This is a genomic window from Planktothricoides raciborskii GIHE-MW2 (assembly GCF_040564635.1).
Classification (GTDB): Bacteria; Cyanobacteriota; Cyanobacteriia; order Cyanobacteriales; family Laspinemataceae; genus Planktothricoides; species Planktothricoides raciborskii.
The window spans coordinates 5,779,803-5,805,639 of the sequence record NZ_CP159837.1 but is presented as its reverse complement, the minus strand read 5'-3'; the positions used below and the strand labels follow the sequence as shown (position 1 = coordinate 5,805,639).

General features: G+C 43.5%; 17 protein-coding genes and 1 pseudogene. 7 read left to right on the top strand and 11 right to left on the bottom strand.

The annotated features are described in order from the left end of the window. Nucleotides 1–281: 281 nt before the first annotated feature. From ABWT76_RS24745 to ABWT76_RS24730, 4 genes are all read left to right on the top strand, one after another. Nucleotides 282–965, top strand: coding sequence for a ComF family protein (locus ABWT76_RS24745; RefSeq protein WP_054464260.1), 684 nt, complete (start codon nt 282–284; stop codon nt 963–965). Between the two features lie 212 nt (nt 966–1,177). After that, nucleotides 1,178–1,381 carry a hypothetical protein gene (locus ABWT76_RS24740; RefSeq protein ID WP_190878486.1) on the top strand — a complete coding sequence of 68 codons (204 nt, stop codon included), beginning with the start codon at nt 1,178–1,180 and terminating at the stop codon, nt 1,379–1,381. 6 nt (nt 1,382–1,387) lie between these two features. Further along, a complete protein-coding gene (locus ABWT76_RS24735) occupies nt 1,388–1,684 on the top strand; it encodes a hypothetical protein (protein WP_156331421.1) in 297 nt (98 codons plus the stop codon). Between the two features lie 141 nt (nt 1,685–1,825). After that, nucleotides 1,826–6,589 carry a PAS domain S-box protein gene (locus tag ABWT76_RS24730; RefSeq protein ID WP_354635099.1) on the top strand — a complete coding sequence of 1,588 codons (4,764 nt, stop codon included), beginning with the start codon at nt 1,826–1,828 and terminating at the stop codon, nt 6,587–6,589. A gap of 243 nt (nt 6,590–6,832) precedes the next feature. Here ABWT76_RS24730 and ABWT76_RS24725 read toward each other — a convergent pair whose 3' ends face one another. The 3 genes from ABWT76_RS24725 to ABWT76_RS24715 form a co-directional block, all read right to left on the bottom strand. Further along, nucleotides 6,833–7,303, bottom strand: coding sequence for a hypothetical protein (locus ABWT76_RS24725; RefSeq protein WP_054464067.1), 471 nt, complete (start codon nt 7,301–7,303; stop codon nt 6,833–6,835). Between the two features lie 5 nt (nt 7,304–7,308). Continuing rightward, a complete protein-coding gene (locus ABWT76_RS24720; RefSeq protein WP_156331422.1) occupies nt 7,309–8,433 on the bottom strand; it encodes a ParM/StbA family protein in 1,125 nt (374 codons plus the stop codon). Between the two features lie 314 nt (nt 8,434–8,747). After that, nucleotides 8,748–9,143 (bottom strand): RidA family protein, encoded by a 396-nt coding sequence (locus tag ABWT76_RS24715; RefSeq protein WP_054464068.1) that lies wholly within the window; start codon nt 9,141–9,143, stop codon nt 8,748–8,750. Nucleotides 9,144–9,685: 542 nt separating this feature from the next. Here ABWT76_RS24715 and ABWT76_RS24710 point away from each other — a divergent pair. Then, nucleotides 9,686–9,961 carry a hypothetical protein gene (locus tag ABWT76_RS24710; RefSeq protein ID WP_054464069.1) on the top strand — a complete coding sequence of 92 codons (276 nt, stop codon included), beginning with the start codon at nt 9,686–9,688 and terminating at the stop codon, nt 9,959–9,961. Nucleotides 9,962–10,845: 884 nt separating this feature from the next. Here ABWT76_RS24710 and ABWT76_RS24705 read toward each other — a convergent pair. The 3 genes from ABWT76_RS24705 to ABWT76_RS24695 all read right to left on the bottom strand — a co-directional run bounded on the left by ABWT76_RS24705 (nt 10,846) and on the right by ABWT76_RS24695 (nt 18,621). Continuing rightward, nucleotides 10,846–14,841, bottom strand: coding sequence for a magnesium chelatase subunit H (locus ABWT76_RS24705; protein ID WP_354635098.1), 3,996 nt, complete (start codon nt 14,839–14,841; stop codon nt 10,846–10,848). Nucleotides 14,842–15,188: 347 nt separating this feature from the next. Then, nucleotides 15,189–18,344: a CHAT domain-containing protein gene (locus ABWT76_RS24700; RefSeq protein ID WP_354635097.1), complete on the bottom strand. Its 3,156-nt coding sequence runs from the start codon at nt 18,342–18,344 to the stop codon at nt 15,189–15,191. A gap of 112 nt (nt 18,345–18,456) precedes the next feature. Beyond that, nucleotides 18,457–18,621, bottom strand: coding sequence for a hypothetical protein (locus ABWT76_RS24695; RefSeq protein ID WP_354635096.1), 165 nt, complete (start codon nt 18,619–18,621; stop codon nt 18,457–18,459). 153 nt (nt 18,622–18,774) lie between these two features. Between ABWT76_RS24695 and ABWT76_RS24690 the strand changes: the two are divergent. Next, a pseudogene (locus ABWT76_RS24690) lies at nt 18,775–19,534 on the top strand (IS5 family transposase). Between the two features lie 664 nt (nt 19,535–20,198). Here the strand turns inward: ABWT76_RS24690 and ABWT76_RS24685 are convergent. From ABWT76_RS24685 to ABWT76_RS24665, 5 genes are all read right to left on the bottom strand, one after another. Beyond that, entirely contained in the window at nt 20,199–21,383 is a 1,185-nt protein-coding gene (locus ABWT76_RS24685; RefSeq protein ID WP_354635095.1) for a caspase family protein, read from the bottom strand. A 445-nt stretch (nt 21,384–21,828) separates the two neighbouring features. Further along, on the bottom strand, nt 21,829–22,209 hold the full coding sequence (locus tag ABWT76_RS24680; RefSeq protein ID WP_354635094.1) for a nucleotidyltransferase family protein: 381 nt from the start codon (nt 22,207–22,209) through the stop codon (nt 21,829–21,831). Nucleotides 22,210–22,445: 236 nt separating this feature from the next. Continuing rightward, nucleotides 22,446–22,721, bottom strand: a complete 276-nt coding sequence (locus ABWT76_RS24675) for a XisI protein (protein WP_277926277.1) — start codon at nt 22,719–22,721, stop codon at nt 22,446–22,448. A gap of 51 nt (nt 22,722–22,772) precedes the next feature. Then, nucleotides 22,773–23,315, bottom strand: coding sequence for a XisH family protein (locus ABWT76_RS24670; RefSeq protein WP_322096553.1), 543 nt, complete (start codon nt 23,313–23,315; stop codon nt 22,773–22,775). A 159-nt stretch (nt 23,316–23,474) separates the two neighbouring features. Continuing rightward, entirely contained in the window at nt 23,475–23,957 is a 483-nt protein-coding gene (locus tag ABWT76_RS24665; RefSeq protein WP_054464076.1) for an ankyrin repeat domain-containing protein, read from the bottom strand. A 173-nt stretch (nt 23,958–24,130) separates the two neighbouring features. Here ABWT76_RS24665 and ABWT76_RS24660 point away from each other — a divergent pair, with 173 nt between their 5' ends. Further along, complete coding sequence (locus tag ABWT76_RS24660) at nt 24,131–25,450, top strand: lipid-A-disaccharide synthase (protein ID WP_054464077.1); 1,320 nt, start codon at nt 24,131–24,133, stop codon at nt 25,448–25,450. The last annotated feature ends 387 nt before the right edge of the window (nt 25,451–25,837 follow it).

Genomic DNA, 25,837 nt, shown 5'->3' with positions numbered 1-25,837 from the left:
AAAGTAAACCAAGAAATTATCTTTTGGCATAGTCAATTACTGGGTAATAATAGATAAGATTAACTTATATTTTTAACGATGATCATCAAAAATAAATGATTGATCGAGGCAGGTTAAATTAGAGATAATGTTTTTAAATGAATAAAAAATAGATGTATTATTTTTTAATACATCCAATCAAGCAAAAATGAGTTTTTTTTATAAAAAATATGTGTTATTTTATTTCTGAATATTCACAAATTAAAAATTAAAAAGATAATTTTCCGGGAAAATAAGTGGCTGTGGCTAATTGGAATCGACTGCTTAAACCGATTTTAGACTTATGGTTTCAACCCAACTGTGTTCTGTGCGATCGCCCCGCCAGAGAGATTATTTGTGCATATTGCCAGCGCCAATTACAGCAATATCAATTCGCCCAACCCGATCGCTTTTGGCGGCAAGAAGTGCCATCCCTCTTTGTCTGGGGCGCTTACCAGGGAACGGTGAAACGAGCGATCGCCCAAATGAAATTATCTCAGGAGCAAAACTGTCCCGAACTCAGTAAACCCCTGGGCAAATGGCTGGGACAAGCCTGGTTAAAATCCCCCCTATCCTATGGGAAAAAATTCACCGTCGTACCCATTCCCTCCGACCCTCAACGCTTAAAAGAACGCGGCTTTAACCAAGCGGAACTCTTAGCTAAAAGCTTTTGTGATATCACCGGCTATCCCTGCCAAACCCAAGGGTTAACCCGAAGTCGCCCCACCAAAGCCCTATACGGTTTATCGCTCGAACAGCGAATGCAAGAAATCAACCAAGCCATGGGGCTAGGTGCGGCTTTTCGCGATCGCCCGCCTCAAAATCCGGTCTTATTATTGGATGACATTTACACCACAGGCACTACCTGTCGCGAAGCCCAAAGAGTGCTCCAACAAAATAAAATTCCCGTTTATGGCATGGTTGCGATCGCTACCACCAAAAAATAATCACAACATCGTAGCTGGCAAAGTACCGGGCAAACTACCGGGCAAAGTACCGGGCAAAGTACCGGGCAAAGTACCGGGCAAAGTACCGGGCAAAGTACCGGGCTACTTATCGCTTTGCTTATCGCTGGGATATTTCAGCGGAAGGGCGATGGATTCGCCAACCAGAGGCGGATTATAATGAGTTCGGCTGGGTGGGAGAGTTGGGCTTTTATGTGACTCCCGATTTACGAGTGTCCGTCGGTTATGTGTTTGGGGAAGTGAGCGATCGCGATTTTAATAGCGATCGGTCTGCGGATGGTTTTTACTTCAGCTTAACCATGAAAACGAATCAAGTTTGGGCTGGTTTTGGAAGTCAGAAACCGGGTTTCTTTGAAGAAAGAAGCCCGGTTACTCGAAGAAACTGGGTTTCTAGGTGAATGAACATGGATAATGGTGATCGAGGGTCACAAGTTTCTCCTCAAGAAGCTGGTATTGATGCGGGAATTAAAACAGGCGGATTCTTCTTTGTTGCCTTTGTTTGGCTAGGATATCATCCGCTTTTGAGTTTGTTTTTAGGTGCGATCGCGGGAGTCTGTGCCGGTTGCATTGCTTGCTGGTGGCGAATTACGGAGGAACCGGAACAGGTTCTACCAGAGGAGAAAAGGAAGACACTGAGGCAACAGAGTAAATCTCTCCATGAGTGGCGGCAGAGAAGGGGTTTGCTGCGAAAGGGAAAGTAGTTTTAGGCTGGGCAGAAAAGAAACCGGGTAACTCCGGCGAAACTCCCAGAAACCGGGTTTTTGAGATAAACCCGGTTTCTTCTGATGCTACCAGAGGTTATAATTTAGATAATTTCTTGAAAAAATGACGGTCGAATCAAAATGTATAAAACGATAAAAAACTGTCTTGATTTTATTGTTAAACATCGTTTGTATATCTGTTTAGGCATTCTGACGATCGCGGGGTATGTTGGCAATGCTTTAAGCTTGTCTCTTTTTTTTGGGGTCGATTTTATCTTTGGCAGCATTGCGGTTCTCCTAGTGGTTTCTCTCTATGGCATGACCTGGGGAACGATCGCCTCAATCGTCGCAGGCAGTTATACTTACATCCTTTGGAATCATCCCTACGCCGCCATGATTTTGGTGGGTGAAGCCGCGTTTCTTGGCATTTCATTAAATCGCCGAAGCAAAAACTTGCTGATTCTCGATGCAATTTATTGGTTTGCGATCGGGATGCCCTTGGTATGGATATTTTATTCTGGCCCATTAGAAATGGCTCCAATTCAAGCGGGACTCGTCGTGCTGAAACAGTCTGCTAATGGGATTTTTAATGCGGTTATTGCCAGTTTAATTATCAACTATTTACCAATAAAAAAATTGCTGGGTAATAAGAAAGAAAAAAAGACAATTTTTCTTGAAGAAACATTGTTAATTTTATTCGTTGCTTTGGTGTTTTTACCATGTTTATTACTGACCGTTGTTTATGCCAATCAAGTATTTAAAGAAATTGAATTTGATATTAGTAGAGAACTAAAAACATCATCGACGGCGTTAGTATCGGAGGTAAGTTTTTGGTATCAGCAACATAAGTATGCCGTAAATCAACTGGCAAAAATTGTCGGTCAATCAGAATTTGAAGCATTGGAAAAATTACAAGATAGTGCCAAACAGATGAAAGACGCATTTCCAGGATTCTTGGAAATATATATTACCGATGCTTCTGGCCAGATTCTGGCATCGGCACCTCAGATAGAAACCCGGTTTCCTCAAGAAACCGGATTTAATCTTGCTAATGAGCCAATTTTTGAGCAAGTAAAACTTAATCTGCAACCCGCTTTGAGTGAGATTCATGTTGATTCGACTTCCCCAACGCCTCATGTGGGGCTCGCGGTGCCGATTATCAAAGCAAATCAGTTTGCTGGCTTGGTTTATGCAGCCCTTTCTATCCAGGAAATCGACCAATTAATTCATCCCAAAGTCGAAGAAATGAACATAGAAGTGACTCTGGTGGATAGAAAAAACCGGGTCATCAGTAGTAGCTTGAGTCAGGCTGAAGTTTTGAAAGATTTTCCCGCTTACCCCAGCCAAGAACTTCGTCAAATGCATCAAGCAAATAATTATATTACTTTTCATTGGCTACCCAGAAGTACCAAAAATCCCATGACCCGGTGGAAAAACTCTGTATATGTGAAAGCTATTGAGATCGATCCAGAGATTCCTTGGAAAATTTATGTAGGAAAACCGGCGGAATTATACATTAATAATTTACAAATTTTATATATTAAAAACTTAAGTTTGATGATGGCGATCGCCTTACTATCGGTGGTATTGGCAACCATTCTCAGTCGCAACTTAGTATCTCCCCTGCTTCGCTTGGCTCTAGTCACAACTAATTTGCCGGATAAGCTTCTGGAACAAGAAACAATTCACTGGCCTACTTCTTTGGTGACTGAAATTTATTCTTTATTACAAAACTTTCAGGAAATGGGGGCCACCCTAGAGCGAAAATTCTATGAAATTCAAAGCGCCAAAGATACCCTAGAACAACGAGTTGAAGAGCGAACCCAAGAACTTTCTAAGATTAATCAAGAATTAGCGGTGGAGATTGCCCAGCGGAAAAAAGCGGAAATGATTCTCCGACGACAAGCCCTGACATTCGAGAGTATTCAGGATGGAATTGCGATCTCTAATCTCAAAGGCCAAATTACCGATTGGAACCCTGCTGCCAGCAAAATGTTTGGTTATAGTAAGGCAGAAGTGTTCGGCAAAACTCTGGAAAATTTCGGATTAGCAATTTCTTGCCAAGACTCAGCCCAAGAATACCCCCAAGAATATCCCCAAGAATATCCCCAAGAATATCCCCAAAAATATCAGGTTGAAATGCACTTGTATAATAAACAAGGGCAGGAAGTGATTTGTGAAACGATTTTGGTTCCCCTTAAAGATGAACAGACTGATGCTATTATCGGTAGTATTAGTGTTTACCATGACATTAGCGATCGCGCCCGGGCGCAACAAGAATTGCGGATTAGTCAAGAACGCTTAAGACTGGCTTTAGATAGTACCGAAGATGGTCTGTGGGACTGGAATGTCGCTACGGGAGAATGTTATTTCAGTCCTCGTTGGTTAGAAATGCTGGGATATCAACCGGGAGATTTACCTGAAGATATCTCCGCTTGGGCGCCATTGGTTAACCCAGAGGATCAAGACCGAGTTAGCGAAGAACTGCAAAGGCATTTGGACGGTAAGACGCCGATCTATGAAGTAGAGCATCGGTTGCGGAAAAAAACCGGGGATTGGTGTTGGATTCTCGGACGAGCTAAGGTGGTTGAACGAGACGAAGATGGTCAACCGCTGCGAATGGTGGGCACGAATATCGATATCAGCGAACGCAAGAAGTCAGAGAAAGAACTTCAAGAAGCGAAAGTAATGGCTGAATCTGCTAGTTTGGCCAAGAGTCAATTTCTCGCGAATATGAGTCACGAAATTAGAACTCCGATGAATGGCATTTTGGGTATGGCTGATGTGTTGGGAAGAATGGAATTATCCCCAGAACAACAGGATTTTGTCCAAACCATTCATGCCAGTGCCGAAAACTTATTAATTATTCTGAATGATATTCTGGATTTCTCCAAACTTGAAGCCGGGGAAATGCCTCTAGAAATTTTGGAATTCAGTGTCAGAAGTTGTGTCAATGATGTGGTGAAATTACTTTCCACCCAAGCGAATAAGAAGGGACTACCAGTGATTAAAGAGATCGCGCCTAATGTCCCAGAGATATTATTAGGCGACCCCGGTCGGCTGCGGCAAATTTTGCTGAATTTAATGGGCAATGCGATTAAATTTACTGACTCTGGTGAAGTGAGGCTTTCTGTAGAAGTCGTTGAGGATCATTCTCTGTCTCCTCTGTTAAATCCGGTGAAAGTTCTGTTTAAGGTGACGGATACCGGCATCGGCATTCCTGAGAAGGATATTCATAAGCTTTTCCGATCTTTTTCCCAGGTGGATGCTTCGACAACTCGAAATTACGGGGGGACTGGTTTAGGGTTAGCCATTTGTAAACAACTGATAGATTTGATGGGCGGGGAAATTAATGTAGAAAGCAAAGAGGGAGTGGGTTCAACTTTTTGGTTGATGATTCCCTTTCCCACTGGTCAAGTTAACCTGTTGAAAGGCGATCGCTTGTTAATTGTTTCTGTGGATTTGACAACTCGAAAACTGTTGCGTGAGTTGGCTTTATCTTGGGGCATGACTGTGATGGAAGTTGAAGACAGTGTGGCAGCCCTGAAAGCTTTACAAGAGGCTTTAAGCGATCGCGCTTATGATTTCTCGATCCTTGACCTAACTTTAGCTTGTGATATCGACGAATTCTCCAACAATGTCAAGAATCCTCATTCATTTTTAGAAGGAAAAACTTTAGCGGAAATTATTAGAATTAATCCCGCTTGGGCGAAGACTCAACTGATTGCTCTGACCGCCGATCCTCTAACAGAATTAGAGGACTTAAAGTCTTTTGGTTTTGCTGGATTGTTGATTAAGCCCGTGAAAGATTCTGATTTGTTAGAATGTTTGCTGGCTTTACAGGAACAGGCTGAAGAGGCTACGTTAGCGGATGCCCTTTGTTTAGAACCCTGTTTAGAACCCTGTTTAGACTCCGAAGCAAAAACAATTGGCAGTCAACCGCTGACAAAGCCGGTTGATGCCGATGCTGAAAAAAACCCGGTTTCTCCAAGAAGTGGGGTTTCTGAGTTGGTCGTTGATTCCAGCAATGGGGAAGGGAAGAATACCGGAGAATTAAAAATTTTAATTGCGGAAGATAATAATACGAACCGGAAAGTCGCTTTACATCAATTAAGGTTGTTAGGATATGAGGCGGATGCGGTGGTGAATGGCCAGGAAGTTTTAGAAAGACTGGCGCAGACTGATTATGATTTAATTTTTATGGATTGTCAAATGCCCGTTCTGGACGGTTATCAAGCTACTGAAGAAATTCGCCGTCGAGAAGGGAGCGATCGCCATACGGTGGTGATTGCATTGACTGCTAATGCGATGAAGGGCGATCGGGAAAAATGTATGAAGGCTGGCATGGATGATTATTTAACTAAACCCGTAAAAATTCCCGATTTAAACGCGATATTAGATTACTGGTGTTCTGTCTTTGGGAAACATAATCAGCCCCCAGCTATTGCATTGCCGACGCCAAATTTAGTCAATGAACCGTTAGAAGATTTATTAGAAGATTTACCGCTGCCATCTCATGCTCCCGATGGTGTCACTCCTGAATCCGTTGCCGAAAATCCGATCAATTTTGCCGAACTTTTGGAAAATACTTGTCAGGGCGATCGCGAGTTCGCCCATGAACTATTGCAAGCGTTTGTCCTGGATGCGTCGAATAATATTGAATTGCTGAAAAAAGCCATTGATCAGCAAGATTTCATTCAAGTTAAATTTTATGCTCATCAACTCAAAGGTGCCAGTGGCAATGTTAGAGTCTGTACCCTGGAAGCGATCGCCAAAGAATTAGAAATGATCTCTCAAGAAAACAACTTAGCAAAAGCCAAAAATTTAGTCATGGAAATTGACGCAACTTTTAGTCGGGTTAAATTATCCGTAGCGCAACTTAACACCAAATTTATGCCTACATAATAGACAAGAATGCTTTCTCAAGCTCAAAAGCCCCCCTTAATTAAAAAGGGGGGTTGGGGGGGATCTAAACAGGTATTTTGCACTCTTGTCTAATCATTTCAGATTTCCTAAAAAAAGTCATAAAAAAAGTCAAAATCATTTGCCGATTTCGACAGATGATTTTGACTTAAAATCTAATCCCCAAGACTGAAAATATCCTAAGAATTTACCGTTTAGAGCCATGACTAAAAACTCCAGGCAAGGTTAGAAATCATCTAACAGCGCACCCAGACGACTGAGTAAAGGATCGACCTCCTGGGGTGGAGGCAACGGCTCAGGTTTTTCTGAAATCGGGATTACCTTTGAGGCAGAAACAGTAAAGCCTCCACTATCGATCGCTGTGGCCAACTGCCCAACCTGAAGACTGAGTTGCTGTAGATGACTTTCTAAGGCATCGATTCGGCTGACTTCTCTGGCGGCTATCCGTTGTTCCAGAGAAGCCAGTTGACCCTGAAGTTGAGTAATTTGTGATTCCAACTGACTCAATTTATTGGAGTCGGGTCTAACTGATTCCGGCACATATAATAACTGCCAGAGTGCTTCTTTGCACAAGTCACTGAAAGTCTTATTGGGTTGTTTGACTAACTCATTTTCTACAGCCGCTAATAAGGTTTCGTCTGCTGCCTCATCGGTAAATTCAACATTTTTAGTTTTTTTATTTGACCACAGTCTCATCAGATTTAGGCTCTACTAGAGCGCGTGTATGATGTCGCGAGTTGAGCTTCTCCATAAAGATATTGTCCCAAAGCATTCGCTTGTCGGGAAGGCTGAGTTAAATGGGCTTTGAGTTTGGCTTCTTTAAACAAAATTTCCAGGTCACTCCAGAAGAATTCCCCGCCCCCACCAGTCATCACCACATCTGTCACCCGTTCTGGCAACCAGGCTAAGACGCGATCGCGCATATCGCGAGAAAAATGCTCTTTCAAGTTGGGCAGAAAATCATCCAAGTTAGCGGGCTTCGTGGCACCTCTGGGTCGGAAGAAGCGTTCCCCTTTGGGACGGTTCACCGCATCAATCAAAGCCAAGGATTCGGGATCCGCCCCTTCAATTTCTTTGGCCACTTGTTTGTAGAACTCGTTCATGCCAAAAGGTTCACTTTGAGACACCCCACGAGCCAAGCGGAAATTGTCAATCATTAAACAGTCAGTGGTTTGATGCCCAATATCCACGATCGCCACCGGCAAACGGGAAAAGTCCGTAGTAGCCAGCTTTTTGTCTAATTTTTGTTGCGCTTCCAACCAAATCAAGCTGCCATATCCTTCGGGCATCACCCAGACCTTCCGAATATTGATGGAAACTTCCTCACCGCGATATTTCATCAGATGAGTCCCGGTCAGTTGGCTGATAATTTGTTCTTTTTCCCGTTCAAACTCTTCTTGGGACATGAAAGGCAAACCCAGCACGACCGCCACATCATCTTTCACTTCAAAATAAGAGGCACAGGCTAAGGTTTTCACCAGTGCGTCTTCTACCTTGGAAGCCCCGACCCGCAGTTTGGCGCCAAAGTCAGCGGCTAGTTGACCAAAGGCATATCCTTGTCCTTGATATTCGATCCACAGATCCAACAAAGGATCGGAAGGACGAGATTCAAACTCACCGCCGCGAATTTTTTCTAAAGATAGCTTGGCGACGTTGGCGGGGATAAAGACTACATCTTTAGCATCCCGACTGACACAAGATTTAGTGGCGGTGCGACCTAAGTCAACACTGAGAATCGTCGTGCGGATGCTGCTGGCGCTTGGTCTAGCTACGGACACCGTGGGTGTCGGCGTTACCGGATTATTGATTGGCTGTTGGCTGGTCATAAATACCTCATTACAATTGGGCAATCTCTCATTCAAAATTAGAGCATAAAAGCTGATTCATGGTTGAATCAAATGAATTGACTTATTTTTGCACGATATCGATCGCCCGCGAATTAAGACTCTCCCTGAATCTGGAAGATCCAGGGACTGAAGGGCGGTTTTCGTTCCCTGGGGCAATCGGGGGCTTTCAGTTCCAAGTGAATTGATCTGAAACGGCCTCTTTTTAGGGTCAGCATTATCATGCCGCAGTTCAATACTCTAATCGGGCAAATAGATCAGGATTATGCACCCTCAAAAGCGGAAAATTTATCCTCTTAGTCTGAAATCATGGCAATACATTCAATTTCTACCCGCACATCTTTGGGCAACCGAGCTACTTCCACCGCTGCCCGGGCTGGAGCCGTGGCAGGCTCAAAATATCTGGCATAAATGGCATTCATCGCCGCAAAATCGTTCATATCCGCTAAAAAAACAGTGGTTTTGACGACATTTTGCCAAGTCGCTCCCGCTGCTTTCAAAATAGCTTCGATATTGGCCATAACTTGTTCCGTTTGTTGCTGAACATCGTCACCGCCAACAATTTGATTGGTTTGTGGATCCAAGGGGATTTGTCCGGCGACGAAGAGCATCTGCCCTTTGGCCATAATTGCTTGATTGTAAGGCCCGACGGGTGCCGGAGCGCGATCGGTACAAATAATTTTATGACTCATTAATCTGGATGGTCCGGTAATTTCTGATAGTTGGAGAATACCTCAGAAGTGTTTTCCCCGATCTACCTGTTTTGGTATGGGTCTATCTTACCGGAAGAGGGAAACCCTCGATAACGGTGGGCAATATTTTTCAGGAATTTTTCCGAGGTGCGATCGCCTGGTTTTTCCCTAACCCTGAATTCCCTAAAGTTAGTCGGTTGGGAAAAATTTTATCCCCCTAATCAATAGCAACGCCAAGAGAAACTGCGGAAATATTTTATCGGCGATCGCACAAATTTTCGGTAATTTTCGGTAATTTTCGGTAATTTTCGGTAATTTTCGGGATATTTGCGTAATTTTTCCCCATTGGCCAGATTTTTTTTAAGATTTTTTAAGATTTTTTAAGATTATGCCGGACTCTACTTGATCTGAATCAACCATCGAGATATAATCACACTTATCAGCTTTTTTTGAGCAAATCTTGACTTGCCAAAATTCATCTAGGCGATTAAAAACTTTGAGCTTAACTATATATTAACGATATATTTAGGAGATTCCTGGATATGGTTGAATTGATTGTCTATTTAATTCGCGGGTTTCAGTCTGTATTAATTCCCTTATGTTTTTTAATGGCTTGGCTGATTTTGGTGGTGACTGTTGGCACTATTTACAACGCGATCGCCTCTACTATTCATCAAGCCAAAGAAATGCACAAAATTCCTTGTACAGGTTGTCAATTCTTTACCAACGATCTCCGCTTAAAATGTCCGGTTCAACCGAAAATCGCTCTAACTGAAGACGCGATCGGTTGTCGGGATTACTGGGAAAAAAAACGGTGAAATATCATCACAATTATTTGCCGATATTTTTTACCTGAAGATATAAAATCGCAAACATTGTCATATTCTAATTGTTCAGTATAGCCATCAGCTAAACAATCAAATAAACCTATTTATTTAATTAAATCAATAGATGGAGGCTTTTGAATTTTCCAGTGGTAAGCTAAATCTTTGATCCAAGCTTGAATTAAAGTAATTAAATAAGATTCAAATAGCATTATATCCACCATATATAGATGGATATAAATAATAAAATCAAATTTTTAGGCAATTTTGCTACTTCTTTAGAACCCGTTAAAAATGTTGTTTCGTATATTTTATTAGCCTAAAAATTCACAAAAATAAAAAAAATATGCTGATATTATTACCTTTTTTTTATTTATAATTTGGTGGCTGAATAAAACCGAAAGAATCTGACATCAATCATTCATTAAAAATAAATTTTTATTTTTATCTTTGGCCACAATAACTGGCTCAAAATCAATAATTTTTATGGGCTAAAAAGCATTTAGGTTGACCTCAAGGCTAATGATTATCTGGTAAATTCCATATTTGCTAATTCACTTGGCTAACTGAATTGGCTAATTCACTTGGCTAACTGACTTGGCTAATTCACTTGGCTAACAAGTGCCACAATACCATTTTATCTTATGATGAAATGTTGGGAGTTGATCGCTCTTTACAGCGGTTTTCTGTTGAATAGACCACAGATATTAGTAGGGGCGAAGCATTCCAGCATTAAATCTCTGTTGTTAACCCATCAATATCTGCCGGAATGCTTCGCCCCTACAGATATTTCTGGTTGACCAATCTGAAAACCGCTGTAGGGTAAAAAAAACCGGGTTTCTTCAAGAAACCCGGTTTCTAATTGCCTTCTAAACGGCTTATTCTATCCCTTCAATGCGGTCTTCAACTTCTTGGTACAACTGACGCAAACGGTCTAAATTCTCTTCACTGGTTTCCCAGTAACCGCGTCCGTTGGCTTCCAACAAACTTGTCACCATTTTGCGGAAAGAATGGGGGTTGAGGTTTAACAAACGTTTTTGCATTTCTGCATCTTTCATAAAGGTGTCGTTGGTTTCCTCATATACCCAGTTGTCCACGGCGCCCGCAGTTGCCGACCAGCCGATGGTATTCACCAACCGCTTGGACAGTTCCCGGACTCCTTCATAACCGTTGGACAGCATCCCCTCGTACCATTTGGGGTTCAGCATTTTGGTGCGGGCATCCAAACGCACGGTTTCACTGAGCGATCGCACCTGGGCATTTGCCGTGGTGGTATCGGCAATATAAGCCGCTGGAGTCTTGCCATCACCGCGCAACTTCGCCACCAACTTGGTGGGGTCAGAGTCGAAATAGTGAGAAACGTCCGTTAAGCTGATTTCCGAAGAATCCAGGTTTTGGAAAGTGACATCAGCAGTTTTCAAGGAAGCCTCGAAAATATCCCGGCTTTCGCTAAAGCTGCCCGGATTATCGGAAGAGAAAGCAAAAGACTTGCGCTTCAGATACATATCCTGTAACTCGGCTTCATTTTCCCAGGTGCTATTTTCCACCGCCAAGTTGACGTTAGAAGAATAGGAACCAGAGGCATTAGAGAAAACGCGAGTCGCCGCTTGCCGTAAGTTAATCCCCAAATCTGCCGCTTGCTTCATGGCGTGTTTGCGGACAAAGTTCATTTCCACGGGTTCGTCGGCTTCAGCGGCCATTTTCACCGCTTTATCCAATAAGGTCATCTGGTTAATAAATAGGTCGCGGAATACCCCGGAACAGTTGATTACTACGTCAATGCGAGGACGACCTAATTCTTCCAGAGGAATCAATTCGAGTTTGTTCACCCGTCCCAAGGAGTCGGGTAAAGGCTTCACCCCGACCATCCACATGATTTGGGCGAGAGATTCGCCGTAGGTCTTAATATTGTCCGTTCCCCAGAGGACGCAGGAAATGGTTTCTGGGTATTGACCGCCGTTGTCTTGCCGTTGCCGGTCTAATAGGCGATCGACCACGATTTTGGCGGACTTGACTGCCGCAGCAGTGGGGATGGTTTCCGGGTTGAGGGCGTGCATATTCTTGCCGGTGGGCAATACTGCCGGGTTGCGGATGGGGTCGCCACCAGGACCGGGGAGCACATATTCCCCTTCTAAGGCCCGCAATAGGGCACCGAGTTCGTTGTCGGCGCACACTTGCTTGAGGCAGAATTCCAGATATTCAAATAAGGGCTTAATCGGTTCTGGGTCAACTTTGGGGAAACCGGCAGCGTGCAAGGCTTCGATCCAAGGTTCTTTTTTGCCCATGTTGAAGAAATTCAACTTAGACACCAGGGAAACCCGTCCGTCAGCGTCGGTCTGTTCTTTGACCAAGGCAGCAACGGCGTCGCGGGTGGCTTGGGTGATGTCTTGCAAGAGTTGGACATCTTGGAGAATGCCGCGATCGTTGTTGGCGTAGACATCATTAATATCACGACCAACTGAAGCAGCAACGATCCGAGGTAATGAGAGAATTTCCTCTTCTTCGCGATCGAGGCTGGCAATATTCACCAAGGTGGCGATCGCTTCTTCGGCACTCGGTGGCTTACCAATAACGTGCAGACCACAAGGCAACAGCCGCGATTCAATTTCCATCAGCTTGCGGTAAACCAAACCGACAATATTATCCCGTTCTTCAGCGGATAACTCGGAGGCGTCTTTTTCTGGGAAAGCAATATCTTTGTCTAAATTCACCATCCGAGATTGTTCAATGATGGTGTTGACAATTTGCACGCCCCGTCCGGTATCTTTCAAAGTTTGATAAGAACCGATTAACTCATTCAGTTCTTGCAAGCCCTTGTACAGACCGGCGTTTTCAGCGGGAGGAGTCAGATAGCTGATGGTTTCTGCATAGCTACGCCGTTTGGCGATCGTCGCTTCCGAGGGGTTATTCGCCGCATAGTAATAGATGTTGGGAATCTTGCCAATCAAACTATCGGGATAGCAGTCCCCAGACATCCCCATTTGCTTACCGGGCATGAATTCCAAAGATCCGTGAGTGCCAAAGTGCAGCACCGCATCAGCGCCCCAGATTTTTTCTAAATAGGTATAGTAAGCGGCAAAACCATGATGGGGGCTGGCAGAACGGGAGAATAACAACCGCATGGGGTCGCCTTCATAGCCAAAAGTGGGCTGTACGCCGATAAATAGATTGCCGAAAGCTTTGCCATAGACCAGCAGGTTTTGACCGTCGCTGTTCAGGTTGCCTGGGGGTGGGCCCCAGTTTTCATGGAGTCGTTCCGAGTAAGGAGTGAGTTTTTCATACTCTTCTACGGACATACGATAGGCAACGTTTAATTCCGGGGAGGCATATTGGGCTTGGGCATCGTGAATCACCTCTTGCATCAGCGCTTCAGCGGATTCGGGCAATTCTGGGATGTCGTAGCCGTTGTTTTTCAGGGCTTTGACTACTTCATAGATGCTGCCAAAAACGTTGAGATAGGCAGCAGTTCCCACGTTGCCTTTGTCCGGGGGGAAGCTGAAGACGGTGATGGCAACTTTTTTGTCCAGTTTGGGCTTACGGCGCAAAGTTGCCCATTTGATTGCTCGTTGGGCGACGGCTTCTACCCGGTCTTGTAATGCGATCGCCTTCCCGGTAGCCCCGTCCCGACCGGACATAATAATCGGTTCGATCGCCCCATCCAATTCGGGAATGGCGATTTGTAATGCTACTTGAATCGGGTGCAGACCTAACTCGCTCTCTTCCCATTCTTCGGTGGTTTGGAACACCAGGGGCAACGCCACCATATAAGGACGGTTCAACCGTTTCAGGGATTCGATCGCCTTGGGATGGTCTTGACGGGCAGGGCCACCCACCAGGGCAAACCCTGTCAGAGAAACCACCGTATCCACTAAAGGCAAGGGTTCTACGCCTTTAGCGCCCACATCCCAGAAATAGGTATCCACGGGCTTGGAAAAGTCTAAACCGCCGGAAAATACGGAAATAGGACGGGCGCCCATCGCCTCAATTTCCTGCACCATTGCCACATAATGAGCATCATCCCCCGTCACCAGGTGGGTGCGCTGCATCACCAAACCAATGCAAGGAGCGAGGGGGTCTTTCAGGTCATCAGAAATATCCGTGCGGCTGTTGTACCAGTTGAGGTATTCCTTGACATCTTCAAACATTTTTGGCGCCAGAGGGTGCCAGATACCCATATCGGGATAGACCACCGGGTCAGCAAACTGCACATTGTTGCCAGTTCCCAGAGACCCTTTAAACACATACTTAGCCGCCAACATGAGCAGGAAGTTTTGCAAGTTCTCGGAAGAACCCCCCAGCCAATATTGGAAGGAAAGCATGAAGTTCCGGGCATCTTGGGCTTTGTCTACGGGCAGATATTTTAAGACTTTCGGCAGGGTTTGCAGCAGTTTCAGCATCCCGTCTTGGAATGAAGAACCGGATTTTTCCTTCCGCTTCCGCATGAATTCCGCGATCGCGCTCTTGGATTGCCCCAATTGGGACATGGAGAAGCTGCCCATCTTGTTGAGGCGCATCACTTGCGGCATCGAAGGAAATACCACAGCGACATCTAAGGAGTCGCGGTACGGCTCTACTGCCGCTACGACCTTTTCAGCCAGGTCTTCAATGAAAATCAGAGACGCGATGAAAATATTGGCCTCAGCCACATCCCGTTTCAAAGCTTCAACATTTTCCGGGTTGCGAAGTTCTTCAATTAAATAACCGCTGATTTCAATGGCGATGTTCGGGTTTCCTTTGTTAATCGTCTGCACCGCCTCTGACAGGGTGCTTTGATACTGGGCTTCTAGCACCACATAGACCACCTTAACCAGCGATCGACCCCTGAGATCGTCTGGGACTATATGACGAACGGTGGGCTTCACTTGAGTGAACATTCAGTTTGACTCCTTTGATGTATCTGGGTTTAAGATTTATTGCCATATATATTTTTTTACCAGAAAATCTTGACTTTATGAGTGGTTTTGCCCAAATTTGCCCCAATCTGATAAAAAAAGTGCCATAAATCTTTACAAATATTTACACTTATGCGAGTATATACTCATAAATATGTTAAGCTGGAGATAAATTAGCCAAATTCGTCAGAATTTACCGGCGAGCATCCCAGGCATTTTAGTCGCCAACCATCACCCCAGTTTTGGTATGTCTCCTGGGACGGCGATCGCTCGAACGTCGATCAGCTATTTTATGCACGACAAAGACACAAAGAACACCAAGAGTTAGATTACCAATCCCCCTGAATAGTAAAGGCAGCCCAATAATAAGGCGATCGCCAATTTCCCTCTTGCCACATCTCTAATTGGGCAGCCCGCAAAGCTGCCGCTGGACTCAGGTTTTCTTGGAGCATTTTTTGATAAAAATTATCCATTAAATTAGCAGTCGCGGCATCATTAACCGCCCACAAACTCACCACCACTCGACGGGCTCCGGCATACATAAACCCACGAGTTAAACCGACAATTCCTTCCCCGGTTACATTATCTCCGGTGCCAGTTTCACAAGCACTTAATACCACTAATTCCGCATTTAATCGCAGGTTAAAAATATCTTGCAAGCGCAAAAAACTATCTTGACTATTCCCGGATTCGTCATAACGCGAAAAAGCCAAACTAGAGAGTAAAAGATTATCTTCAATACAGCCATGAGTCGCTAAATGCACGATATTATAGTCTTGTAAATTCGGGCTAATCGCTTGTGCGCGGGTGGCATCAAATCCCAAAGCACTAAACGTTTTACCATCCGTAACTTGGGCTAAAATATTATTTGCTTCTTCACCGCTATAAAGTAAACGTCTGATACTACTGCAACCTCTATTATCCACTGGAATAATGTCAGCTAGTTGTTGATTATTGGACGCAATTTTACCTTTAATGCTAGGGTCAATGCGAGAGTCATTAGCATCAAAAACCGGGTCAGCCAAAACTGCCAAAGTTTTCGGGGCAGGGGGACGTTTTTGCCATTCCTCTCGTTGCACCGCGATACTGGTAAAAGATGGCAGGCTAATAATTTCGTGATTGATTAGTAGGGGCAATTCACCCGTGGTTGCCCCTCCGCTATTATAAATTGGTAAAGCCGCAAAAGGTAGCAGTTGTAATTTACCATTACCAACGATAATTAACCGTTCCTTATCTAGTTGGTCAGCAATGGGAGACAACAACATATCGCTTAATTTTTTCCCTGCATTCAGGTCAGTTTGGCTTGGTGATTTAAGCAATTCTAAATATGCCTCAATTGCCGAATCAATTTGAGCATCCGCTGGGATTTGGTGAACCTGGAAACTATTTTTACCCACCAGAAATAGATAACTGCGTTCTTTTCCGAGGGCATATTCTAATAACAGAGTATCTTCATCGAGTAACTCTTGAATTTCCGCTAAGGAAAGGGCTTGAGGATATTTTAAGTTAGCGTAAGTGGGGCTATTTTGCCGGATTTTAGTTTCCAGTTCAGAGAGTTGCTTGAGAATACCGTCAATTTCGGCTTTAATTTTGTCTAAATCAGATTGATTATAACTAGCACTAACTAAATCTTGCCGTTGTTTTTCTTTGGCACTTAATTGTTGATTTAGGCGTTTTTCTTCTGCCAACAAATTGGGGTCAACCCCTTCACGGATATTCAGGTTTGCTTCGGTAAGGAGTTCCGTCAGGACACGGGCACGGGAATTTTCGCTAGTTTGTAAAGCTAGGGCATCATAACCTTGATTGGGCTGTTGTTGGTGTAGCTGCATTAGCAGGTCTATTTTCAGTTCATAATAATCTTGAACTGTGGAAAAGTAGGATTGCCGTAGGTCTGGATTAATAATATTGCGGCGGAGGTTTTCGACAATTTCAATGGCATTTTCAATGTTATCTAGAGATTGATTTAAATTCCCTCTATCTCGTTCAATTTCTGCAAGAATCGCCCACTCAAATGCTTCATTGCTATAATCTTTAGTTGTCTGCCATATTTGCAGGGCTTGATTATGGTATTTTAATGCGGCTTCGTAATTGTTCAATAAGTAGTAGATATTGCCAGCACGGGAAAAAGAAATTGCTTTAAATCCGAATTCTGTTTCCGGCAAGCTTTCCGCGATCGCCATTCCTCTGTTAACGGATGCCAACGCTTGATTATTATCGCCTAACAAGCTATATACCTTCGCCATTTTTAGCAGAGTATCTGCTTCATAACGAGGAAGTTTTTGCCCTTGTAAAAGTTGCAGCGACCGAGTGAGATATTGCTGGGCTTGTTGGTAATTTTCCGATTCAGAATAAATACTACCCATAAGATTGAGTATTTTAGCTTCTTCCACTGGCTGATTCAATTGCTGCCAAAGGGTAACGGCCTGTTCGTAGTAAGATAAAGCTTGGATTGAATCGTCTAATTTAGCGTAATATGTTAGGCCAATTTCTGAAAGCATCTGTGCTTGACCGGCTAAATCTTTGAGTTCTTTCCACAGAGAAAGCGCTTGGTTTTGGTAGGACAAACTGCGCTCAATATCGCCTAATTTTTCGTAAATTTGACCAAGGACTTGCGCCACCTGAGCGGATTCAGGTTTTTTTCCCATTTCTTGCCAAATAGCAAGGGCTTGATTGTAGTAGTCAATTGCTTGCTGATAATTCCCCAAATTACCCGTGACATCACCCATAAATCTTAGGGTGGTGGCGACATCACTTTGGGAGTTAATTTTTTGCCAATATTCTAAGGCTTTTTTGTATTGGTCTATCGCCTGCTCATTGTTGCCTAATGATTGGTAAATTAAACCCAAAACTTTAAGGATATTGGCGGCATTAGCCAAGTCTTGTTCTGCTTCATATAAGCTAAGAGCCTGATTATTATAGGCGATCGCTTGCGGGAAATTTATTAGAGAGTGGTAGGCTGAGGCGATTTGTGCTAAAACATGAGCTTCTTTGGCTTTTTCTCCCGTATTTCGCAACAGAGTTAATGCGCGATCGTAATAGGAGATTGATTGCGAGAATTGCTTAAGTTGGTGGTGGGCTAACCCAAGTCTGACTAGGGAAGTAATTTGATTGGGAATATTGTTTTCTGCTTCAGATAGTTCCAGGGCTTGATTTAAATAAGTAATGGCTGCTTCCTGTTCTCCCAAGCTGGAATAAAGAATGCCAATATTTCCTAGAGTTTTCGCTTCTCCACGTCGATCCGCAGCGCTTCTAAATAGCTGGAGTGCTTGTTTCCACTTCTCCATCGCCTGTTGCAATGATTCGGCAGTTCCTTGTTCAGATAGTTGTATTCCTTCCTGAAAAAGTCTTTCTGCTTCAGCGCTTAATTCTTCGGCATTTTGCCCTTGGGCAACGGCTGCCGGGGTAACGATCAAATTTACTCCCGGAACAGTGAATAAGATTCCGGTAAAGATTAATCCAGTGAAAATTTTAGTGCTTAAATTCATTGACTTATGCTTCTCCTAAATTTAACGAAGTTTTAACAAGGATAAAGCTTGAATTCCGAAAGCTTTTATCTGATATTTTACCACAAAGACACAGAGAGCACAAAGAGTTAGATTACCAATCCAACCGGCCAGAGCCCGCCATAACCCGCAGACCCGCGAGTCCGTCAGTCCGCCAGCCCGCCAGTCCGTCAGCCCGCCAGTCCGCCAGTCCGCCAGGGATTAAAATCCCTGGCTCATAGCTAAAGTCGGTTAAAACCGACTGAAGGTTATATTTCACAAGACTTTTAGTTTATTTAAATGGGCTAATCTAAAAGTATGACCACAAGAAAAGAATTATATTCTAGGGCGTGTCATCAATTGGAAGACTTGACAAAAAGCAGGAGAAATGCAGAGGTAGAAGCAGAAAACTTTTTAGATCATCAGGTGAATTATGCGCCGTTACGCTCTCAGAGACGACCAATGGGAAAAAATTGAGCCTCTGCTTCCGGGCAGAAAAGGACATGTCGGAGTTACGGCCAAAGATAATCGTCTCTTTGTTGAAGCAGTTCTCTATCGCTATCGTGCCGGTATTCCTTGGCGTGATTTACCCGACAGATTTGGTGATTTTAGGGTGATTCACACTCGATTTAGTCGTTGGTGTCGTTCTGGGGTGTGGGAGAATATCTTCGAGTTACTGGCAGAAGATGCGGATGATGAATATGCCATGATTGATAGTACGATTGTGCGAGCCCATCAACACAGTGCCGGGGCGGAAAAAAAGGGGGAGAAGACCAAGCCATTGGACGTAGCAAAGGGGGGTTGAGCACTAAGATTCATGCCACTTGTGATCCACTGGGGAATCCGACCGGATTTCATTTAACTGCGGGGCAAGCCCATGACTTAGAGGGAGCGGATGTCTTGTTACCAGAGATAGAAGCGGAGGCAGTTTTAGCAGACAAAGCATATGATGCAGATGAGCGAGTTCGAAAGCGATATCTTCCGCCAAAAAATGTGAGGCGGTGATTCCCTCAAAAGGGAATCGCACAGTCTCTTACCCATATGACAAAGAGCTTTATAAAGCCCGTCATTTAATTGAGAACTTTTTTGCCCGTCTGAAGCAATATAGAGCGATTGCAACTCGTTATGATAAGACTGCTCGTAATTTTTTAGGAGCAATTTATCTCATCGCTTCTGTCATTTGGCTTAATTGATGACACGCCCTAGTCCTATTTTAGCGGACTGGAATTATCTAATTTTTTTGATTATGGCTATAATTTTAATCAATTTTAACAGATTGTCTCCTGCAATATCTGGTCAGGATTTCAGTCGGTTTTAACCGACTTGCGCTATGAGACAGGGATTTTAATCCCTGTCGGAATTGTGGGCGAAATATGTGGGCGAAATATGTGGGCGAAATATGTGGGCGAAATATGTGGGCGAAATATGTGGGCGAAATATGTGGGCGGGCGGAATTTAACGGCTTGTCTATTGCCATAAGCGTCATAACCCGCCAGTCCGCCAGTCCGCCAGTCCGCCAGTCCGCCAGGGATTAAAATCCCTGGCTCATAGCTAAAGTCGGTTAAAACCGACTGAAGGTTATATTTAATAAGACTTTTTGTTTATTTAAATGGGCTAATCTAAAAGGCTGACCACAAGAAAAGAATTATATTCCAGTCCTATTTTAAACGCTTGGAATTATCTAATTTTTTTGATTATGGCTATAATTTTAATCAATTTTAACAGATTGTCTCCTGCAATATCTGGTCAGGATTTCAGTCGGTTTTAACCGACTTGCGCTATGAGACAGGGATTTTAATCCCTGTCGGAATTGTGAATTGTCGGAATTGTGAACTGGCGGAATTAATTTCGATAAATTTAACGAATTTTTAACAAATCTCCGGCTTGCACTTCTCCCGAAATTTCGGCTACACCGACTAAGCCCTCCCGACTGATTAAGCGCAGAATTTGCCCAGTTTCTAGGGTGACAAATTCTATGCCCGTTTCCATTGAGTTGGGATAAACTCCCGTTAACAATATTGTAACCATATTGCCTTTTTGTTCCAATACGATCGCATTGGCAACATTTGCCGGATTTTCTATAAAAAATAACGGCTTTGCTTCAAAACCGCTATCGGCTTTTGCTTCCCAGAGAGGTTGCTGCTTATAATCGCGGGGCAGTTGAGACCCTACAACAGCGATCGCCTCTTTGGGGGTACTATTATTTTGCCATAAATACTGAGTCAATCGATAGGTAAACGCACCAGAAACAATTCCATTAAGCTGCTCATCAATGGCTAATCGATCGCGTTGGGTGGCGGCTAACACCACGCCATTGGCAATGCCTTGTTTGTAGCGATCAGCAAATTCATCTGGCGACCATCCTAAGCGGCTTAACCATTGTTCTTGATAGGCTTTTTCTTGGGGAGATATTTCGACTTTTTCGCCACCATCCCGCGATCGCACCGTAATTTTTCGAGTGGCAGCACCGGAAAAGCAACTATCTAAAACAGCGGTAAAATATTCTGTTTGAATCGCCGACATTAACAAGAATAAAGTATGTCCCATAATATCAGCAACGGTGCCCCCTTGTTCGGGATAGTCCACGGGCAAATTGGCATCGGTGGGCACAAAGGTGCCATTCACACCCACATTGAATCGGCGATCGATAAAAATCGGATTAGGGTCGCGCACCAAAGACCCATGACCGGAATAGTGATACACCACCACATCTCCGGGTTTTGCCTGTTTAATTAAATGTTCTTCAAAAGCATCTAAAATCCCTTGTCTGGTAGCATTTTCATTCAATACCATCACAATATCTTGCGGATTAAATCCAAAGCGATGGATTAATAATTGCCGTTGCAAAATCGCATCATTCACACAACCTCCCAGGTTCTTACTGCGATCGACATATTGATTAATTCCCACTAATAATGCCAATTTTCTAGAGGTAGTTTGGGCTAAAGTTTGTTGATACTTTGCTAATTTTTGATTAATTGCCCATGCGGTGAATGCGGCGCCGGTTGCTTGCAAGAAATAACGACGAGATAGTTTAACCATTTTTGATTTTTCCTTGATTAAAATAAGTGGGTAGGGTGTGTTAGGTGCGGCCATAATTTAATTAATTATGATTTTCACAATCCGCAGTCCCATCGCACCATGTTAATTTGTTAACTTCATCTCCAGACTTGATCATGAATTTTTGTTAACTAGCCAATAAATCGGGTTTCGGCGACAATTTCGGCATTGAAATATGAGATTTGGATGCCTAAACCCGGTTGTTCATATCCGGTTGTTAATTAATCAAGCGATATCCCCAAATGTGCGATCGCACTTCCCAGTCTTCCTAGCATAGGTAAAGCATTAACTGCTTCACCAATAAGAAAGCAAATGATGGGCAATCCAGACTTGAATTAACTCATCTTCTTCAAAAACTCCCTGCCCTCGCATAGCATAACGGTCAATTGCCGCGATCGCGTCAATAGTAACCGTTCATCGGTTCGCCTCATAAATTTACGGCCTCTTGTAAAATGCGATCGCGCAACCGAGGTTTTAACATGGCGATCGTTGCCACATCTACCTGCTTTCCTAACAAAGTTTCCCATTCTAATTTTAAGCCAACAGGAAACCAAGGGGTAATTTTTTCTAAATCATAATCAACCAAAAAATCTATATCACTTTCTGCGGTTGCTTCTCCCCGTGCCACTGAACCAAAAATCCTCACATTTTTAGCACCATGCTTGGCGGCTATCTCCATGATTTCTATTCGTTTTTGTTTCAGTAACGCTTGAATATCCAGGTAATTTTGGACATTAGGTGACATGATATTAAGTCCTTCAATAAAATTATAGTACCTCAGATAGTAGGTGAAGATAATTAATTGCACTTTTCGTTCTCCGCCGATAGGCTGTGGATTCCCGCCTTCGCGGGAATGACAGTTTTTCTTCTGATATGGTATCTAGTGCATTTATTTCTGCCCTTCTACTTAGTAGGACAGGGCAATGCCTTGTCCCTACATTATACTTGTAGGAACAAGGCATGAACCAAGCAACCGGGACTCAAGGGATAATTTTTGCATTCAATCAGAGATTTGCTAAAGAAACCCGGTTTCTGATTCTATCTTTATTCGACCCCAAATCCGGTATATGGTCGCTTGTAAGGGGCATGATAAGCCAAGATAATATCTTCCTTGGGAACGCCCCATTCTACTAACTCATTGGCTACCCCAATTTCTGTGCCATCATGTTGAATCCAAATTTTCTCATTTTTAATATCTATTTGCAGCACGCATCCCCGGACTCTGCGGTTGCCATGCCATCCCATATTTAGCAGTTGGTAATGATCTTGTTCGCGATTCCCTCCGGGACGCTTCGCGATCACAGATAGTCTGAACTTCAATCTCCCCGTATCTGGGTTTATATTGACCATATTCTTTAATTAAGCGTTCCACTAATTCTCGGTATTTTGGCAATTTTTCCATTGCTTAATCACCTCTTGGTTGCTATCATATATTAATAAATATATCTGATTTTTATTCACAAAATTTTGCGTAAATGGCAGTATAAAAAATGTTTCATAAGTTTCCTCGCTTATGGCTAAATATAATTTTCGTTCCGGCTGAATATCGTCTAAGGCTAAACGGTAATTTAGATAGTGTCCTAATGCGGTATGAAATTCATAAGTCATTGAAGGGTGAACAAAGCTTTTAATCTCAACGGCGATTTTTTCGGTGCCTTTTTCGGATAATTTTTCAGCCGCGATAATTTTTTCTGCGCCTAAATCAACATACATATCAATGCCGCCATAGTCTAAATATAGCGGATCGTCGGTAATTGTCCAGCCATCTTTAATTAAGGCATTTTTGACGGCATTGTGAAATATATCTTTGGTTGGCATAAATTGTTGTTGGTTGTTGGGTAGGGATTCTTTGGTTGTTGGTTGGGGTGTAGGGTGTAGGGTGTAGGGTGTAGGGTGTAGGGGAAGAGGATGCATAGGATGCATAGGATGCATAGGAAAGAGGATGCATAGGAAAGAGGAAAATTCTCTATTCTCTTTTCTCTATTCTATGCATCTCTTTTCTCTCTTCCCCCTACACCCTACACCCCACACCCTACACCCTACACGACGGCGGCTTCCCCCGCTCCCCCGCTTTTAAATTAATTTTCCATCTCTGGCTTTTTTCAACAATTCCATCACTTCTTTATGACCATCTTGAGACGCCCAAATTAACGCCGTCCAAGTATTGTTATCTCTGAGGCGAATATCGGCACCATAGTCAATTAGCATTTGTACTACTTCTTTTTTACCGCGACCTGCGGCACTCATTAAAGCAGTTAAGCCAAAGCCTGCTTTAGCATTAATATCAGCCCCGGCATCTAGTAATAGTTTCACGATGTCCGTAGAACCCGCTGCTGCTGCACCCATTAAGGCTGTCCAACCATCTTTATCTTGAGCATTAACTTGTGCTCCAGCAGCAATGAGTGCGGCGACAATTTCGGGGTTTTCTGTTTCAGCAGCTACAATGATGGCTGTGGTGCCTTCTTCATCGGTTTCATTGACATCAACTCCGCTGTTTAACCAGTCTTTTACTTGGGATAAGTTGGCGTTTTTTACGGCATCGATCAGGTTTGTCATTTTCTGTTCTCCTTAAACCTTTAATATTTTACTTAATATTTTATATATTATAGGACTTACGCAACGACTCTATATATGAGTTATTGGTGCGTTACGCTTCGCGCTTTCACACCCTACAGATAGCTTAATATTTTATATATTACAAATAAGCTCGGTTTTTGAGGTTTTGGCTTGTGCAACCCTTTGATATTTTAATTCTGTCTAATGGCCCTGGGGAGTTAGTCACTTGGGTTAGACCTGTGGTTAAAGAACTACGGCAACAACTGCGGCAACAGCTTGGGGGCAATGGTTCGACGGTGCGAATTTCCGTGGTGTTGTCCCCTTGTACTCATGCGACGGGACAAGAAGCGGCGATCGCCCGCAAATACCCAGAAGTCGATCGCGTCCAAGGGGCGGCGGATTTTTGGCCATTTCTGTTGTGGGGCAAAACGGCGGAAAATTGGGACTGGTATCCCCAAGGGGTCGTGGTGTTCTTGGGGGGCGACCAATTTTTTACCGTGGTCATTGGTAAACGGCTGGGTTATTCCACGGTTGTTTATGCGGAATGGGAAGCCCGGTGGCAAGGTTGGATCGATCGCTTTGGGGTAATGAATCAGTCAATTCTTGAACGAGTTAACCCTAAATATGCGGCTAAATTTACGGTTGTGGGCGATTTAATTGCTGATTTGCCCAGACAGATCGATCGCACTAACCAAGAATTATTAATCAATGCCGATCGCCACGATGAAATAATTGCTTTAATGCCCGGATCGAAAGCGGCAAAACTTTCCCAGGGAGTGCCTTTGACTTTAGCGATCGCGGAAAAAATTCATGGGTCAAGACCGCAAACTCGGTTTATTATTCCCGTAGCCCCAACTTTAGATTTAATCACTCTGGCAAAATATGCTGACCCAGAACAAAATCCCGTGATTTTCCCCAGAGGTTTGGCTGCTGCTCAATTAAAAACAGATAATTTAAATATAGCATATTTAAATATAGAAATTCAAGCAAAAATAGAAAATTATTATTTAGAAACTTCTACGGGTTTGCGGGTAGATTTATATACAGAAACTCCTGCCTATAATCTGCTTTCCCAATGTGCTTTATGCTTAACTACTGTGGGAGCAAATACCGCTGAATTGGGGGCTTTAGCGGTGCCAGCAATTGTTTTATTGCCCACCCAACAATTAGATGCGATGCGAGCTTGGGATGGTATTCCCGGATTATTAGCCAATTTACCGGGATTTGGGTCTTATTTTGCCAAGTTAATTAACTGGTGGGTATTGAGAAAAAAACAGTTATATGCGTGGCCAAATATCTGGGCAAAAGAGGAAGTTATTCCCGAATTAGTGGGGCAATTAACCCCAGAATTTGTAGCAAATATTGCCTTAGATTTATTGGCTAATCCAGAGAAGTTAGCAGAAATGCGATCGCGCTTGCGGAGTTTGCGGGGGGAAACCGGGGCAGCCCAAAAATTTGCCCAATTGATTTTGGATTGTACGGGCAAAGCATAACCGCAGACAATTTATGGGACTGTAGGGGCGAAGCATTCCCGCAGATAATTTATGGTTAGAAACATAAATTTTTTTACGGGAATGCTTCGCCCAAGCCCAATATTTGTGGTTATTATCGGGATTACAGAGGTTTTCTGGATTCCCGCCTGCGCGGGAATGACAGGTTTTTTTTGTAATTTATAACACAGAGGTTTTCTGGATTCCCGCCTGCGCGGGAATGACAGGTTTTTTTTGTAATTTATAACACAGAGGTTTTCTGGATTCCCGCCTGCGCGGGAATGACAGGTTTTTTTTGTAATTTATAACACAGAGGTTTTCTGGATTCTCGCCTGCGCGGGAATGACAGGTTTTTTTTGTAATTTATAACTATGACAATTGCGATAATTA